Source organism: Paracidovorax oryzae ATCC 19882 (genome assembly GCF_000687165.1).
Lineage (GTDB): Bacteria > Pseudomonadota > Gammaproteobacteria > Burkholderiales > Burkholderiaceae_C > Paracidovorax > Paracidovorax oryzae.
The window spans coordinates 20,421-34,272 of record NZ_KK366049.1 but is presented as its reverse complement, the minus strand read 5'-3'; the positions used below and the strand labels follow the sequence as shown (position 1 = coordinate 34,272).

Sequence of the window (13,852 nt, the reverse complement as noted above, 5' to 3'; positions counted from 1 at the left end):
GGCACCGCGCCCGTGCCGGCCTTCGCTCAGAAAACGTACTTGCCCAGCGCCGCTTCGCGGTGCTCGCCGATGGCGTGCTGCGCCTCGTCCAGGCGGTACTGCAGGTTGGCGATGCCCGCATCGACCTGGGCGATCCGCTGCTCCGGCCGGGCCTTCAGGATGCCTTCCCATGACTTGTGGCGGTTCCAGTCGATGCCCAGCGATGGCCCCGCGTCGAAGGCTTCACGGAGCTGTGCCACGTCCTCGGCCAGCTGTGCTTTCTGCGCCTGGAGCTCCCGGAGTTCGCCCAGCTTGCGCTGCAGCGCGCCGACCTGCTCCGGATCCGCGGCGGAAGGCCGGCCACTGGCGGCAGGCCCCAGAGAGAGCGATACCAGCCGCTCCAGCCGGGTGGCGGCGCTGTCGGCGCGCAGGAGTTGCGCGTCCTGTTCAGGAGTGCGAACGACGGCCTCCACCGGCCCGTTCGACAGGAAGCGCGCCGCGAACGTCAGGGTCTGCACAGCGGCAGGTTGCGACTGCATGCGGTGCGCCTGCGGCAGCGCAGGGGCCGGCCGCCGGGGCGGCGGCCCGGAACGGGCCGGGTCGGTCTGGAAGGCGTGGCCCCGCGGGCCCGGGCCGCCTGCGGCGTCGAGCCTGCGGCCATGGCGGGACTCGCGGGCCGGAGAGGTTGCGGCCGGCTGCCCGGGGTGGGAGCGGCGTTGCGAGGCAGCGGCCCCGCAGAGTGACTTGAAGCTGAAATGCATGGTGTGGTGATCCGTTCGAATCAGGAATGCGGCGAGGCTAGGGCCGCCCGCGGCGCCGCGGGGCCTCGACCGCGAAGTCCGGCAGACCCGCGCGAAGTCGCCGGCCGCGGCTCCGGCCCGCCCATGCCATGCCCCCGGCGCGGCCGTGGCTGCTGGCCGATTGCTATGGATTCAGGAGTATGCTGTGGCCTCTGGAAAACAGCACCGATCCATGAAGCACCTGTTGAATCTGCTGGCCGCCGTGGCCCTGCTGGTCTGGGGTACGCACCTCGTGCGCACCGGGGTGCTGCGCGTGTTCGGCGCCAACCTGCGCACGCTGCTGGCGCGCAGCATGGGCAACCGCTTCTCGGCGGCGCTGTCGGGCATCGGGGTCACGGCGCTGGTGCAGTCGAGCACCGCCACCTCGCTCATGACCTCGTCCTTCGTCGGCCAGGGGCTCATCACGCTGCCGGCCGCGCTGGCGGTGATGCGCGGGGCGGACATCGGCACGGCGCTCATGTCGGTGCTGTTCTCCACCGACCTGTCCTGGCTGTCGCCGCTGTTCATCTTCGTGGGCGTGGTGCTGTTCATCACCCGGCAGGCGAGCACCGCCGGGCGCGTGGGGCGCGTGCTGATCGGGCTGGGCCTGATGCTGCAGGCACTGGAGATGGTGGTGCAGGCCAGCGGCCCGATGCTGGCCTCGCCGATCATCCGGACCCTGCTCGGCTCGCTCGACAGCGACTTGGTGCTGGAGGTGGTGATGGGCGCGGTACTGGCCGTGATCGCCTATTCGAGCCTCGCCATCGTGCTGCTGATCTCGGCCATGGCGGCTTCCAGCGTGGTGCCGCTGGACGTGGCCCTGGGACTGGTGCTGGGTGCCAATCTCGGCAGCGGCCTGCTGGCGGTCATCACCACCGCCAAGTCGGCCGTGGAGGTGCGGCAGGTGACCGTGGGCAACCTGATGTTCAAGCTCATGGGCGTGCTGCTGGTCGCCCCGTTCGCGGGGCTGTGGCTGCGGCACGTGCAGCCGCACATGCCGGGCGCGGCCCAGGGCGTGGTGCTCTTCCACCTGGCTTTCAACGTGGTGGTCAGCGTAGGCTTCATCGCGTTCACGCAGTGGGTGGCGCGGGCCGTCACGCAGCTGCTGCCCCCGCCCGAGGGGCCGCCCAATCGCCGGCCGCAGCACCTGGACCCTTCGGCGCTCTCCACCCCTTCGCTGGCGATGTCCTGCGCGGCGCGCGAGGCGCTCTACCAGGCGGACGTGGTGGAGACCATGCTGCTGGGCGTGCTCGACGTGATCCGCAGGGACGACCTGCAACTGGCGCAGCAGCTGCGCAAGATGGACGACGAGGTGGACGGGCTGTACTCGTCCATCAAGTACTACCTCACCCAGATCTCCCGCGGGGCGCTGGGCGAGGAGGAGAGCCGGCGCTGGACGGACATCATCAGCTTCACCATCAACATGGAGCAGGTGGCCGACATCATCGAGCGCGTCATCACGGACATCGAGGACAAGAAGATCAGCAAGGGCCGGCGCTTCTCCGACGCCGGCATGGCCGAGATCACCGAACTGCACGGCCGGCTGGTGAGCAACCTGCGCCTGGCGATGAGCGTGTTCCTCAACGGCAACGTGCGCGATGCGCAACGGCTGCTGGAGGAAAAGACGCGTTTCCGCGAACTGGAACGCGCCTATGCGGCGACCCACCTGGGACGCCTGTCCGAGAAGACCGTGCAGAGCATGGAAACCAGCTCGCTGCACATCGACCTCATCAGCGACCTCAAGCGCATCAATTCGCACATCTGCTCGCTGGCCTACCCGATACTCGACTCCGCGGGGGCACTGGCACCGAGCAGGCTGCGCAGCACGCCCGGCGATGCGGGTGCCGATCCGCTGGCCTGACCCCGTGTTGGCCGGTGAATGAAACCACCGGAGCTGCGGAGCAACGCTGCTAGCTTGCAGCCCGCGCCAGCACCTGGCCGAAGTCGGCCGCCAGCTGCTCGCGGGCGTTGCGGACGAAGGCGGATTCGCCCGCGCGCGGCGGCAGCACGATGAACCGGGCCTGGGGCAGCGCCGGAAGCCCCCAGGCCGCGGGCAGGACCTTCACGCCCTCGCACAGCGCGGCGGCGTTCAGGCAGGCGATGCCGAGCCCGGCCGCCAGCGCGGACTGCAGGCCGGCGACCCCGGAGGCCATGAGCGCGACCGTGAAGGGAATGCGCCGCCGGCGCAGCAAGGCGGCCGTGAACTGGTGGAGGGCACAGGTGTCCGGCAGTGCCAGCAGGCGCAGGGGCTCCTCCCGGCCGGGGGGTGCGGCGGCAATCTGCTCGGCGCCCATCCAGTGCAGGGGCTCGCGCCGCAGCACCTGCCCGCCGCGGGCAGGCGCCGGCGCACCGGCGGGACGGCCTGCAGCAGGGGCCGGCAGGCGCATGGCGATGCCGACATCGAACGCGCCCTGGGCATAGCCGGCCTCGACGTCGCCGCTCTTTTGCACCGTGACCTGCAGCCGCACGCCAGGGTGACGGCCCTGCACGCGCGCCAGCAGCCCCGCCAGCTCCGCGGGACGGAAATAGTCCGTGACACCCAGCCGCAGCGTTCCCTCCAACTGCACGCCGCGCAGGTCGTTCCAGGCCGACTCGCTCAGCACCAGCAGCTGCCGGGCGTGCGCCAGCAGCCGCAGCCCGGCCGCGGTGGGCACCACGCCGGCCCTGGAGCGCACCAGCAGCGACTGGCCGGCATGCTGCTCGAGCTTGCGCAGTTGCTCGCTCACGGCCGACTGCGACAGGAAGACCTGCGGCGCACCGGCGGCCAGACTGCCGGCATCGGCCACCGCGACGAACGTCCTGAGTTGCTCCAGGTTGAAGGGGCGCATGTCTATCCTGCGGAATTATCGATGGATGACTGCAGATCATCCTGCTTTTCTGATGGCATGGAAAGCCGAAGAATCGGGGCCATTCCAACCCCCAGGAGCCCCGCATGCCCCACACCGTGATCCACCTCAGCGGCGAACCCGACGCACGGCTCGCCCGCAGCGCCGCCGATGCCGTCGCCCGCATCACGCAGCGCGTTCTGAGCAAGCAGTTGCCGGTCATCGCCACCACCGTGCAGTTCATCCCGGCCGACCAGTGGTTCGTGGGCGGCGCATCGCTGGCGGAGCTGGGCCAGAGCGCCTTCCACCTGGACATCAGCATCACCGACGAGACCAATACCAAGGCCGAGAAGGCGCTCTACCTGCGCGAGGTGCATGCCGCCTTCGAGGCGCTGTTGCCGAACCTGCATCCGGTGAGCTATGTGCACCTGATCGACGCGCGCGCCGCGGCCTACGGGTATGGCGGGCGCACGCAGGAATGGCGCCACCAGCAGGCAGGCGTGTAAGGCGGCGTGTAGGGCAGAGCAGGACGCGGCCGCCGGTTCCATTCTGCCATCCCGCGCGCGGCACGGGGTCGATGCCGGTGCGCCTGCAGGCGCCGCGCCCTTGCGCTATCGTGGCCGGCCCTATCCACTTCCGCACAACGGCCCCGCCATGAGCATCTCCGTCCTCGCCTACGGCGCACAGTCCGCCACCACCCCGCTCGCGCCGCTCACCATCGAGCGGCGCACGCCCGGCGACCTCGACGTCGCCATCGACATCCTCTACTGCGGCGTCTGCCACTCCGACCTGCACACCGTGCGGGGCGAGTGGGCGGGCACCCGGTTCCCCAGCGTGCCCGGCCACGAGATCGTCGGCCGCGTCACCTCCGTGGGCGCGCTGGTGACGAAGTTCCGCGCGGGCGACCTGGTCGGCGTGGGCTGCATGGTGGACAGCTGCCAGCACTGCGCCCCCTGCGCCGAGGGCCTGGAGCAGTACTGCGACAACGGTTTCACCGGTACCTACAACGGCCCCGAGCAGGGCACGGGCGCCAACACCTTCGGCGGCTATTCCGCGCAGATCGTGGTGCGCGAGAATTTCGTGCTGCGCATCACGCACGGCGAGGATTCCCTCGCCGCGGTGGCGCCGCTGCTGTGCGCCGGCATCACCACCTACTCTCCGCTGCGCCAGTGGAACGCGGGCCCGGGCAGGAAGGTCGGCATCGTCGGCCTGGGCGGCCTGGGCCACATGGGCGTGAAGATCGCGGCCGCCATGGGCGCGCACGTGGTGCTGTTCACCACCTCGGACTCCAAGCGCGAGGATGCGAAGCGGCTCGGCGCGCACGAGGTCGTGGTGTCGAAGAACGCCGAGGAGATGGCTGCGCATGCGAACAGCTTCGACCTGATCGTGAACACGGTCGCCGCGCCGCACGGCCTGGATGCCTTCCTCGCGTTGCTGAAGCTCGATGGCACCATGACCCTGGTGGGCGCGCCGGCCAGCCCCCATCCCTCGCCCAACGTGTTCAGCCTCATCATGAAGCGCCGGCGCCTCGCGGGCTCGCTGATCGGCGGCATCCGCGAGACGCAGGAGATGCTCGATTTCTGCGCGCAGCACGGCATCGTGGCGGACATCGAGACCATCCGCATGGACGAGATCGAGGGTGCTTACGAGCGCATGCTCGAAAGCGACGTGCGCTACCGCTTCGTGATCGACATGGACACGCTGCGCGAAGCCGCCTGAGCGGGCCCCGGCCGGCCCCGCTGCGCGCCTTCAGGGCCGCGCCGCGGGCGGCGTGCCCCCGGAAGCGCCCGCCCCACCCTCCCCCGGACTGCCCTCCACAGGCCGGCGCGCATAGCGTTGCGCGATCACCGCGCACACCATGAGCTGCATCTGGTGGAACACCATCAGCGGCAGCACCAGCGCGCCCACGGCATGCGATGCGAACAGCACCTTGGCCATCGGCACGCCGCTCGCGAGGCTCTTCTTGGAGCCGCAGAACACCACGGTGATCTCGTCCTCCGTCGAGAAGCCCATGCGCCGGCTGATCCACGTGGTGGCGACCAGCGCGACGGCCAGGATGATGGCGCACACGGCCACCAGGCCCGCGAGCGCGTGCAGGGGGATCTCGCGCCACAGGCCTTCGATCACCGCGGCGCTGAACGCGGTATAGACCACGAGCAGGATCGAGCCCTGGTCCACGAATTTGAGCACCGCCGCGCGCCGCTGCACGAAGCCGCCGATCCAGGGCCGCAGCAGGTGGCCGGCCAGGAAGGGCACGAACAGCTGCACGGTGATGCGGCCGATGCTCGCGAGGGTGTCGTGGCCGCCGGCCGCGCCCGAAGCGCCCTGGGCGCCCGGAACGTCCTTGAGCAGCAGGCCGACCAGCAGCGGCGTGATCACGATGCCCAGCAGCGTGGAGCCGGAGGCCGAGCAGATCGCCGCCGGCATGTTGCCCCGCGCCATGGCGGTGAAGGCGATGGCGGACTGCACCGTGGCGGGCAGCACGCACAGGAAGATCACGCCCATGTAGAGCTCGGGCGTGACCAGCGGCTCCAGCACAGGCCGCAGCGCCCAGCCGATCAGCGGGAACAGCACGAAGGTGCTGGCGATCACCAGCAGGTGCAGCCGCCAGTGCGACAGGCCCGCGACGATGGCCTGCCGCGACAGCTTGGCGCCGTGCAGGAAGAACAGCAGCGCCACGGCCGCCGTGGTGGCGTACTCGAAGCCGCGCGCCGCCTGGCCGGCGGCGGGCAGCACGCTGGCCAGCGCCACGGTGGCGATCAGCGCGAGGGTGAAGTTGTCGGGCAGGAAACGGGAACGGGCCATGGCGGATGCGCGGTGTGCTGCGTACGGGAGAACCCTGCATTATTGACCCGGCGGGCGCGCCGCGATCAGACCGCCGGCCGGTGCCGGGCGATCAGCTCATGCAGCAACTCCTTGAGCACCTCGACCTTGCGCGGATCGAGCGGTGCCAGGATGGCGCGCTCGTGCCGCTCGGCCTGCTCGATCAGGCCGGCCACCAGGCGCCGGCCGCTGCGCGTCACGCGCACCAGCGTATAGCGCCGGTCGTCGAGGCTGGTGGCGCGGTCCACGTGCCCCTGGGCCTCCATGCGCAGCAGCAGCCGCGTGACGGTGGGCTGCTTGCTCACGGTGGTCTGCGCGAGCGCGGAGATCGTCATCGCCCCCTGGCTGGCCAGGGTGGAGAGCACGCGCCACTCGAGCACGGACAGGCCGCTCTGCTCGACGGTGGCATGGAATTCGGTGGAGACGAGGTGCCAGGCCTGGCCCAGCAGGGCCGGCAGGTAGTTGTCGACAAAGTCCTTGGTTTTCGCCATTCCGCATGCTACCTCGCCAGGGGCCGGCGCCGCGGGGGTCGGCGCCCCCGCGGGATGCGCGTCTCCCGGCGCGGAGGCAGCCTGCGGCAGGGGCATCAATACCGGCCCGACAGCAGCGCGCCGAAGCCCGGTACCGCCGTCGGCAGGCCCAGCTTCCTGAGCATCTGCCAGGTGGTGGCCACCGACGACGACAGCACCGGCAGGCCCACGCGGTCCTCGATGGGCTGCACCGAGGCGAGCGAGGGCATCTGCACGCAGGCCGAAGCCACCACCGCATCCACGCCGGCGGTCTTGAGCTTCTTCGTGATCTCGATGGGCGCGTGCGGGTCCTGGCGGCCCACGTCGAGGTTGTCCGGGATCTCCAGCGAAATGCTGTCCACCACCTCGATGCCTTCGCTCTCGATGTAGTCGATCACCAGCTGCGTGAGCGGCTTCATGTAGGGCGTGAGGATGGACACCTTCTTCGCGCCGATGGCGTGCAGGCCATCGACCAGGGCGCCGGCGCTGGTGACCACGGGCGCGGCGCCGCCGTTGTCCACCGTGCGCTGGTGCAGGCGCGCTTCGGAGACGCGGTGGTAGCCGCGGCCCATGCTCATGATGGCGACGAGGCACGCATAGCCCAGCACATCGACGCGCGCGTCCGACAGCTCCAGCGCGCAGCGGTCGCTGTCGCCGTCCATGGCGGCCAGCTCTTCCCTGGTGACGTGCTTCATGCGCATGCGGCTGGAATGGAAGGTGAAGCGCTCCGGGTGCTGCGCCTCGCGGGCACGCAGGATGGCGGGGATCTCGGTCTCCATCGTGGTGTTGGAGCTGGGCACGATCTGCCCGATGCGGAAGGCGCGGGGGGTGGCGGTGGTGGTGGTCATTGGGGTGTCTCCTGGAATGCGTCGGCGCCGCAGCTGTCGCGCGGCTGCAGGGCGTCGGTGTCGGCCGGCTCGTCGTCGAAGCGCGCGGCCTGCAGCGGCTTGCGGTTCACGCGCAGGTCGAAGACGTCGAAGCGGTTGTAGTGGCCGGTGATGTCGTGCATCTGGCGCGGCTGGATGCAGCGGGCGAGGTCGATGTCGGCATACGCGATGCCCTCGTCGTCGATCAGCGGCTGGCCGATCACGCGGCCGTCGGGCCCGAGGAAGCCGGAGAACGCGCTGTTCTTGCGCGTGAGCAGCTCGCGCGCCTTGGGGTTGAGCGGCTCCATGGCGGTGATGATCTCTTCCGACACGGTGGAGCACGAGACGATGGTGAACAGCTTGCCCTCGAAGCAGTGGGCCGCCGCGCGCACCTTGATGGCCTCGGCCATGTCGTAGTCGGGCGGCGCCACGGGCAGCGAGATGTAGCTGGCCACGTGCACCAGCTCGCCCTGCGACAGCAGCGCGAAGCGCGCCAGCGTGTTGGTGTTCTCGCCGCAGGCCAGCGACCCCAGCGGGCCGATGGAGGTGCGGTGCACGCGCAGCGCCGACGCATCGCCGGGCGCCCAGGTGAGCTTTTCGGCCCAGGTGGGCACCAGCTTGCGGTGGCGGCCCAGGATGCGGCCGTCGTCGCCGATGGTGACGAGCGTGTTGTAGATGGTGCCGATGCCGTGGCGGCTGCGCTCGTTCACGCCGATGACGACGTGCGTCCTGTGGCGCGCGGCGGCCTGGGCTATTTTTCCGATCTCGGGGCCGGGGATCTCGATGGCCGAGCGCGCCAGGCGCTCGAACCAGGGGCTGCCGTCGATGGGGTTGGCGATCCAGCTCCAGTACGGGTAGCCGGCCACGAACACCTCGGGGAAGGCGACCAGCTGCGCGCCGTTGCCGGCGGCTTCGGCGATCAGGCGGCAGACCTTGTCCACCGTGGCGTCGGTGTCGAGGAAGACCGGGGCGGCCTGCACGGCCGCCGCCTTGAAGCAGGGAAGTTCAAGCATAGGGGACCTTTCTTGCGTGGTGGAAGGGGAACGTCACGGCGCCGTCTCCGCGTCGATGGCGCGTGCCGGCGCGTTGGGCAGCAGCAGGCAGCCCAGCACGCCGACCACCGCGGTCACCGCGACCGGGTACATCAGTCCGCCGAAGATGTTTCCGCTGGCCTGGGCCAGGTAGGTGGCGGTGAAGGGCACGATGCCACCGACGATGCCGGCGCCGATGTGGTACGGGAAGGACAGTGCCGTGTAGCGGATGCGCGGGGGGAACAGCTCCACCAGGTAGGCGGCCACCGGGCCGTAGACCATGGCCACCACGGCCGTCATCAGCACCAGCAGGGCGATGATGCGGACGCGGTCCACGCGCGCCGGGTCGGCGGCCCTGGGGTAGCCGGCCTGCGCCAGGGCCTCGGCATAGGCCTTGGGATCGAAGCCCTCGACGGTCTGCCCGCCCACGGCCATCGCCAGTGCCCGGCCCGGCAGCGGCGGGGCGTATTCGAAGGTCACGCCCTGGGACACGAAGAACTTCTTCGCCTGCACGCAGGGCTTCTTGTGGTCGGGGTGGGCGCCCACCAAGGCGGCCTGCAGGCCGAAGTCGCAGCGGCCATCCTGCGGGTCCGCATGGATCTGCACCGGCGTGGTCCGCATGACCTCCGCGAGCGCGGGATTGCCGGCGGCGAGCAGCGCGCCGAACAGCGCGTGGTAGCTCAGGGCGGCCGTGAACAGGCCGGCCACCATGATCCACTTGCGGCCGATGCGGTCGGAGAGCCAGCCGAACAGCACGAAGGTGGGCGCGCCGATCAGGAAACCGATGACGACCAGCTCGTACACCAGGGTCTGGCCGAGCTGCACCGCCTGCTGCAGGAAGATCATCACGTAGAACTGGCCGGTGAAGTAGGTCGCGCCCTGGCCCGCCGTGACGCCCACCAGGGCGATGAGCACCAGGCGCAGGCTGCTCCAGCGCCCGAAGGTCTCCTTGACCGGGTTGCCGGCCAGGCGCTTCTCCTGCTTCATGCGCAGGAACACCGGCGACTCGTGCAGCCTGGAGCGCACGTATACCGAGAGGGCCAGCATCACGATGGACAGGATGAACGGCAGGCGCCAGCCCCACTGGCGGAAGTCCTCCGGCGACATGCTGGCCTGGGTCGCCAGGATGACCAGCAGCGAGAGGATGAGGCCGGCCGACGAGGTGATCTGGATCCAGCCGGTGAGCAGGCCGCGGCGCCGGGGCTCGCAGTGCTCTGCGACATAGATCACGGCGCCGCCGTACTCGCCCCCCACCGCCAGGCCCTGGATCACGCGCAGCGTGAGCAGCAGGATCCACGAGAGGTGACCTGCCGACTCATAGGTGGGCAGGCAGCCGATGAGCACCGTGGCCCCGCCCATCATGACCACGGTGGCCAGGAAGGTGACCTTGCGGCCGAGCTTGTCGCCCAGGTAGCCGAACAGCACCGCCCCCAGCGGGCGAATGATGAAGCCCACCGCCAGCGCGCCCAGGGCGGCGAGCAGGGACACGGTGGGGTTGCCCTGGGGAAACAGCACCTGGCTCATGAACACGGCCAGCGTCCCGTAGATGAAGAAGTCGTACCACTCGAACAGCGTGCCCATCGTCGAGGCGATGACCACCTGCCGTTCTTCGCTCCGGCTCATGGGCCGATGCCCGGATGCCGCGATGCCCTTGCCCACTGCCGTGTTCATGGAAGTTCCTTGTCGGGTTGATTTGTTTTGATGATCTCAAAATCAAAATACATTGTCAAAGAACTTTCCGGAGGTTGCCTGCCCGCACCACCGCCGGCCGCGCGGCCGACGACAATGCGGCCATCCCCTTGCACCGAGCGGTTGCCGCTCGCCGACGAACGCCGATGACTACCCCGCAGCGCAATCGCCCTACCCCGCCCCAGACCGCCGCCGCAACGGCAGACCCCCACGACGCCGCGGCCCCGCGCGCGCCCCGCAGGCCGCGGGCCGAGGAGGGGAGCAAGGCGGCGGGGCGCCGGGGCATCCAGTCCATCGAGACCGGCTTCGCGATCCTGGAAGTGATGCGGCGCGCCGGCGGCCCGATCGCGCTGAGCCGCATCGCCGAAGGAGCGCAGCTCACGGTCGCCAACACGCACTACTACCTGGTGAGCTTCCAGAACATCGGCCTGGTGCAGCAGGACGGAGACACCGGCCACTACGGCCTGGGTGCCTATGCGCTCAAGCTGGGCGTGGCGGCGCTGGAGCAGTTCGACGTGTACAAGCTGGCGCGCCCGGCCATGGCCGCCATCAGCGAGCAGACGGGGCTGACCGTGTTCCTGGGCGTCTGGGGCAACAAGGGCCCGGCCATCGTGTACCGGGCCGAGGGCGGCAAGAGCCTGCCGCTGCTGGAGCTGCGGCTGGGCAGCGTGCTGCCCCTGCTCTCCTCCGCGCTGGGGCTGAACTTCTTCGCCCACCTGCCGGTGGAGATGACGGCAGGCCTGCTCGAGGACGAACTGCGCGTGCCCGTGTCGGCCTCGGGCCTCGCCCGCAGCGACGCCTGCCGCACCCGGGAGCAGGCGATGCGGCTGCGCGAGGAGATCCGTTCCCGCGGCTTCAGCCGCTGCCAGGACACGCTGCTGCCCAACTTCACCTCGCTGTCGGCGCCGATCTTCGACCTGTCGGGCGGGATCATCGCCGCCCTGACGGTCATGGGCCCCAGCCGCCTGCTGGAGGGCGATGCAGAGGCCGAAGTGCTCGGCCTGCTGCAGCGCAGCGCCAGCGAGATCTCGCAGACGGCAGGCATGTACGCCTAGGGCCTGGCCTGTTAACCCGAGGCGTTCCGGCGGTGCGGTGCGCATGGTGCTCGCGTCCCAGGGCTCGCGGGTGCCGGTGGCGGAGCCTCAATCGCGGCCGGCGCGCGGGTCGTTGCCCACGGCCACCACGGGGTGGCGGAGGCTGCCGATCTTCTCGACCGTGGCGTCGATCACGTCGCCGGGCCAGACCCATTCCTGCGGGCTGCGGCCGGCGCCCACGCCTTCGGGCGTGCCGGTGGCGATGATGTCGCCGGGCTCCAGCGTGATGCCGGCGCTGATGTCGGCGATCAGCGTGTTCACCTTGAACAGCATGTGGCGGGTGTTGGAACTCTGCTTGGTCACGCCGTTGACCTGCAGGCTCAGGTCAAGCACCTGCGGGTCGGGGATCTCGTCGGCGGTGACGATCACCGGGCCGAAGGGCGCGTAGGTGTCCTGGCCCTTGGAATAGATCCACTGGCCGGCGCGGCGGTTGTCGCGCGCGCTCATGTCGATCATCAGGCTGTAGCCGAAGACGTAGTTGAGCGCCGAGGCTTCATCCACGCGCTTGGCGCGGGTGCCGATGATCACGGCCAGCTCCACTTCCCAGTCCAGCTGGCGGGTGATGGCGGCGTCGTGCTCGATGGCGTCGCCGGGGCCGATGACGGTGGTGGGCGGCTTGGAGAAGATCACGGGCTGCTTGGGCAGGTCTTTCGACGTGTCCAGCGCGCGGCTGGATTCGGCCACGTGCTCCACGTAGTTCAGGCCGATGCCGAAGATGTTCTTGCGCGGACGGGGAATGGGCGCGAGCAGCTTCACGTTGGCCAGCGGCACGGCCACGCCCAGCGGCCAGCGGCCGTTCTGCGCGGCCAGCAGTTCGGCGGTGGCGGCCACGGCGGCGGGGCCGAGGTCGATGAAGTCCAGCATGTTATCCGGCAGGTCGTGGCCGGTGTGCTCGCCCAGGCGCTGCAGATCGACGACGAGGCCATCGACGAGGGCGCCCAGGCGGGCGGCGGCGGCGACGTGGGCGCGGTAGGTGACGAGTTTCATGGTGCGGGTCTCCAGTGGGGTGAATCGGTTGAAAGGGGATGAACGAGGGTTTCGGTGGTGATCAGGCAGGCGTGGACACCGGCTGGTGGCCGCCGTTGTCGGCCAGCGCCTCTTCGCGGTAGAGGTCCAGCTTTTCCATCACCGGCAGGTCGCTGAAGCAGAAGAGGCACGCGTCTTCGGTCTGCGAGGCGTTGGCATGCTCGTGCCAGGCCCAGGAGGGCACGCAGAAGATGTCGCGCTCCTGCCAGTCGAAGCGCTGGCCGTCGATGATGGAATGGCCGCGGCCCTTGGCCACCTGGTAGATGTAGCTGCCGGTATGGCGGTGCGCCTTGCCAGCGAAGCCCGGGCGCAGCCGCTGCATGCTGGCGCCGATGGTGGGCATGACGTGGCCGCCCGTGACCGGGTTGGTGTAGTGCATCAGCGTGTCGTCGAACGGATTGCCGTCCGATACCGATGCATGGCGCAGCAGGGCCTCGTAGGTGGGTGCCCATTCGTACTTGAAGAGCGGCGAATAGGGCTTGTTCCAGCCCAGGCCGTGCGGGCGCAGTGCCGGCGCGCCCCAGAGCGCGGTGGAATCGTCCACCGGATGGCCCACGGCCTGGCGCAGGTCGGGGTGGACCACGTAGAAGCCGGCCTCCATGGCGTTGACCAGGGGAATGTCCAGCCCGTCCTGCCAGATGCAGGGCAGGCCGCCCGCTTCCACGCCGTGCTCGTGCCAGGTGCCGTTGGGCGTGAGCACGAAGTCGTTGGCGCCCAGCGTCATCTTGTGGCCGTCCACCACGGTGTAGGCGCCCCGCCCTTCCATGATGAATCGCAGCGCCGAGGCGGAATGCGCGTGGGCCGAAGCCGCCTCGCCCGGGTGCATGACCTGCAGGCCGGAGTAGAGCCAGCCCACGGCGGCGGAGACGTCCTGCCGGCCCGGGTTGTTCAGGTAGATGACGCGGCGGCCGGCCTTCTCGGGCGTGACGAGTTCGACCGAGCGCAGCACGTGCTCGCGCAGCTCGCGGTAGCGCCACAGCACGGGCACCGAGGCCGACCTGGGCTGCCAGGGCTCGATCTTGTTGGCCACCGTCCAGAGGGCGCCGGCCTTCAGTTGTTCGAGCTGGCGGTAGTAGGCGACGAGTTCGGGCGTGTCCTCCACGTCCGCGCGGCCCGCGATGCTTTCGCGGTACTGGTCGTAGTTGCCTGCGTCTTTCGTAGCGTCTTGCGTTTGTGCCATGACGATGCTCCTTTGCTTAGCTGTGCGATGAACTGGCGGGTTCTTTCACAC

Annotated in this window: 13 protein-coding genes; 4 read left to right on the top strand and 9 right to left on the bottom strand. The window is 69.9% G+C overall.

From position 1 onward, the window contains the following. Nucleotides 1-26: 26 nt before the first annotated feature. Nucleotides 27-740, bottom strand: coding sequence for a hypothetical protein (locus T336_RS0122590; RefSeq protein ID WP_026434216.1), 714 nt, complete (start codon nucleotides 738-740; stop codon nucleotides 27-29). 211 nt (nucleotides 741-951) lie between these two features. On the opposite strand from T336_RS0122590, the gene T336_RS0122585 reads away from it, so the two are divergent. Beyond that, nucleotides 952-2,619 (top strand): Na/Pi cotransporter family protein, encoded by a 1,668-nt coding sequence (locus T336_RS0122585; RefSeq protein ID WP_026434215.1) that lies wholly within the window; start codon nucleotides 952-954, stop codon nucleotides 2,617-2,619. Between the two features lie 49 nt (nucleotides 2,620-2,668). On the opposite strand, the gene T336_RS0122580 is transcribed toward T336_RS0122585, so the two are convergent. Beyond that, nucleotides 2,669-3,586, bottom strand: a complete 918-nt coding sequence (locus T336_RS0122580) for a LysR family transcriptional regulator (RefSeq protein WP_026434214.1) — start codon at nucleotides 3,584-3,586, stop codon at nucleotides 2,669-2,671. Nucleotides 3,587-3,690: 104 nt separating this feature from the next. On the opposite strand from T336_RS0122580, the gene T336_RS0122575 reads away from it, so the two are divergent. Then, a complete protein-coding gene (locus tag T336_RS0122575; protein WP_026434213.1) occupies nucleotides 3,691-4,089 on the top strand; it encodes a tautomerase family protein in 399 nt (132 codons plus the stop codon). A 148-nt stretch (nucleotides 4,090-4,237) separates the two neighbouring features. Continuing rightward, nucleotides 4,238-5,302, top strand: coding sequence for an NAD(P)-dependent alcohol dehydrogenase (locus tag T336_RS0122570; protein WP_019703385.1), 1,065 nt, complete (start codon nucleotides 4,238-4,240; stop codon nucleotides 5,300-5,302). Nucleotides 5,303-5,332: 30 nt separating this feature from the next. On the opposite strand, the gene T336_RS0122565 is transcribed toward T336_RS0122570, so the two are convergent. The 5 genes from T336_RS0122565 to T336_RS0122545 form a co-directional block, all read right to left on the bottom strand. After that, nucleotides 5,333-6,388: a bile acid:sodium symporter family protein gene (locus T336_RS0122565; RefSeq protein WP_019703386.1), complete on the bottom strand. Its 1,056-nt coding sequence runs from the start codon at nucleotides 6,386-6,388 to the stop codon at nucleotides 5,333-5,335. 65 nt (nucleotides 6,389-6,453) lie between these two features. Continuing rightward, nucleotides 6,454-6,897 (bottom strand): MarR family winged helix-turn-helix transcriptional regulator, encoded by a 444-nt coding sequence (locus T336_RS0122560; RefSeq protein ID WP_026434212.1) that lies wholly within the window; start codon nucleotides 6,895-6,897, stop codon nucleotides 6,454-6,456. A gap of 95 nt (nucleotides 6,898-6,992) precedes the next feature. Continuing rightward, nucleotides 6,993-7,763, bottom strand: a complete 771-nt coding sequence (locus T336_RS0122555) for a maleate cis-trans isomerase family protein (RefSeq protein ID WP_026434211.1) — start codon at nucleotides 7,761-7,763, stop codon at nucleotides 6,993-6,995. Next, complete coding sequence (locus tag T336_RS0122550) at nucleotides 7,760-8,794, bottom strand: carbon-nitrogen hydrolase family protein (protein ID WP_026434210.1); 1,035 nt, start codon at nucleotides 8,792-8,794, stop codon at nucleotides 7,760-7,762. Before T336_RS0122550 ends, T336_RS0122555 begins: the two co-directional genes overlap by 4 nt. A 33-nt stretch (nucleotides 8,795-8,827) precedes the next feature. Beyond that, entirely contained in the window at nucleotides 8,828-10,483 is a 1,656-nt protein-coding gene (locus T336_RS0122545) for an MFS transporter (RefSeq protein WP_026434209.1), read from the bottom strand. A gap of 164 nt (nucleotides 10,484-10,647) precedes the next feature. On the opposite strand from T336_RS0122545, the gene T336_RS25620 reads away from it, so the two are divergent. Continuing rightward, complete coding sequence (locus T336_RS25620) at nucleotides 10,648-11,556, top strand: IclR family transcriptional regulator (protein ID WP_084151509.1); 909 nt, start codon at nucleotides 10,648-10,650, stop codon at nucleotides 11,554-11,556. Between the two features lie 87 nt (nucleotides 11,557-11,643). On the opposite strand, the gene T336_RS0122535 is transcribed toward T336_RS25620, so the two are convergent. Continuing rightward, nucleotides 11,644-12,582 carry a fumarylacetoacetate hydrolase family protein gene (locus T336_RS0122535; protein ID WP_026434208.1) on the bottom strand — a complete coding sequence of 313 codons (939 nt, stop codon included), beginning with the start codon at nucleotides 12,580-12,582 and terminating at the stop codon, nucleotides 11,644-11,646. A gap of 61 nt (nucleotides 12,583-12,643) precedes the next feature. Then, nucleotides 12,644-13,801, bottom strand: coding sequence for a cupin domain-containing protein (locus T336_RS0122530; RefSeq protein WP_026434207.1), 1,158 nt, complete (start codon nucleotides 13,799-13,801; stop codon nucleotides 12,644-12,646). Between the last annotated feature and the right edge of the window lie 51 nt (nucleotides 13,802-13,852).

Excerpts from the sequence above, each read along its gene's own strand:
- T336_RS0122590 (WP_026434216.1), bottom strand. The coding sequence starts at position 740 with ATGCATTTCAGCTTCAAGTCACTCTGCGGGGCCGCTGCCTCGCAACGC.
- T336_RS0122585 (WP_026434215.1), top strand. The coding sequence starts at position 952 with ATGAAGCACCTGTTGAATCTGCTGGCCGCCGTGGCCCTGCTGGTCTGG.
- T336_RS0122580 (WP_026434214.1), bottom strand. The coding sequence starts at position 3,586 with ATGCGCCCCTTCAACCTGGAGCAACTCAGGACGTTCGTCGCGGTGGCC.
- T336_RS0122575 (WP_026434213.1), top strand. The coding sequence starts at position 3,691 with ATGCCCCACACCGTGATCCACCTCAGCGGCGAACCCGACGCACGGCTC.
- T336_RS0122570 (WP_019703385.1), top strand. The coding sequence starts at position 4,238 with ATGAGCATCTCCGTCCTCGCCTACGGCGCACAGTCCGCCACCACCCCG.
- T336_RS0122565 (WP_019703386.1), bottom strand. The coding sequence starts at position 6,388 with ATGGCCCGTTCCCGTTTCCTGCCCGACAACTTCACCCTCGCGCTGATC.
- T336_RS0122560 (WP_026434212.1), bottom strand. The coding sequence starts at position 6,897 with ATGGCGAAAACCAAGGACTTTGTCGACAACTACCTGCCGGCCCTGCTG.
- T336_RS0122555 (WP_026434211.1), bottom strand. The coding sequence starts at position 7,763 with ATGACCACCACCACCGCCACCCCCCGCGCCTTCCGCATCGGGCAGATC.
- T336_RS0122550 (WP_026434210.1), bottom strand. The coding sequence starts at position 8,794 with ATGCTTGAACTTCCCTGCTTCAAGGCGGCGGCCGTGCAGGCCGCCCCG.
- T336_RS0122545 (WP_026434209.1), bottom strand. The coding sequence starts at position 10,483 with ATGAACACGGCAGTGGGCAAGGGCATCGCGGCATCCGGGCATCGGCCC.
- T336_RS25620 (WP_084151509.1), top strand. The coding sequence starts at position 10,648 with ATGACTACCCCGCAGCGCAATCGCCCTACCCCGCCCCAGACCGCCGCC.
- T336_RS0122535 (WP_026434208.1), bottom strand. The coding sequence starts at position 12,582 with ATGAAACTCGTCACCTACCGCGCCCACGTCGCCGCCGCCGCCCGCCTG.
- T336_RS0122530 (WP_026434207.1), bottom strand. The coding sequence starts at position 13,801 with ATGGCACAAACGCAAGACGCTACGAAAGACGCAGGCAACTACGACCAG.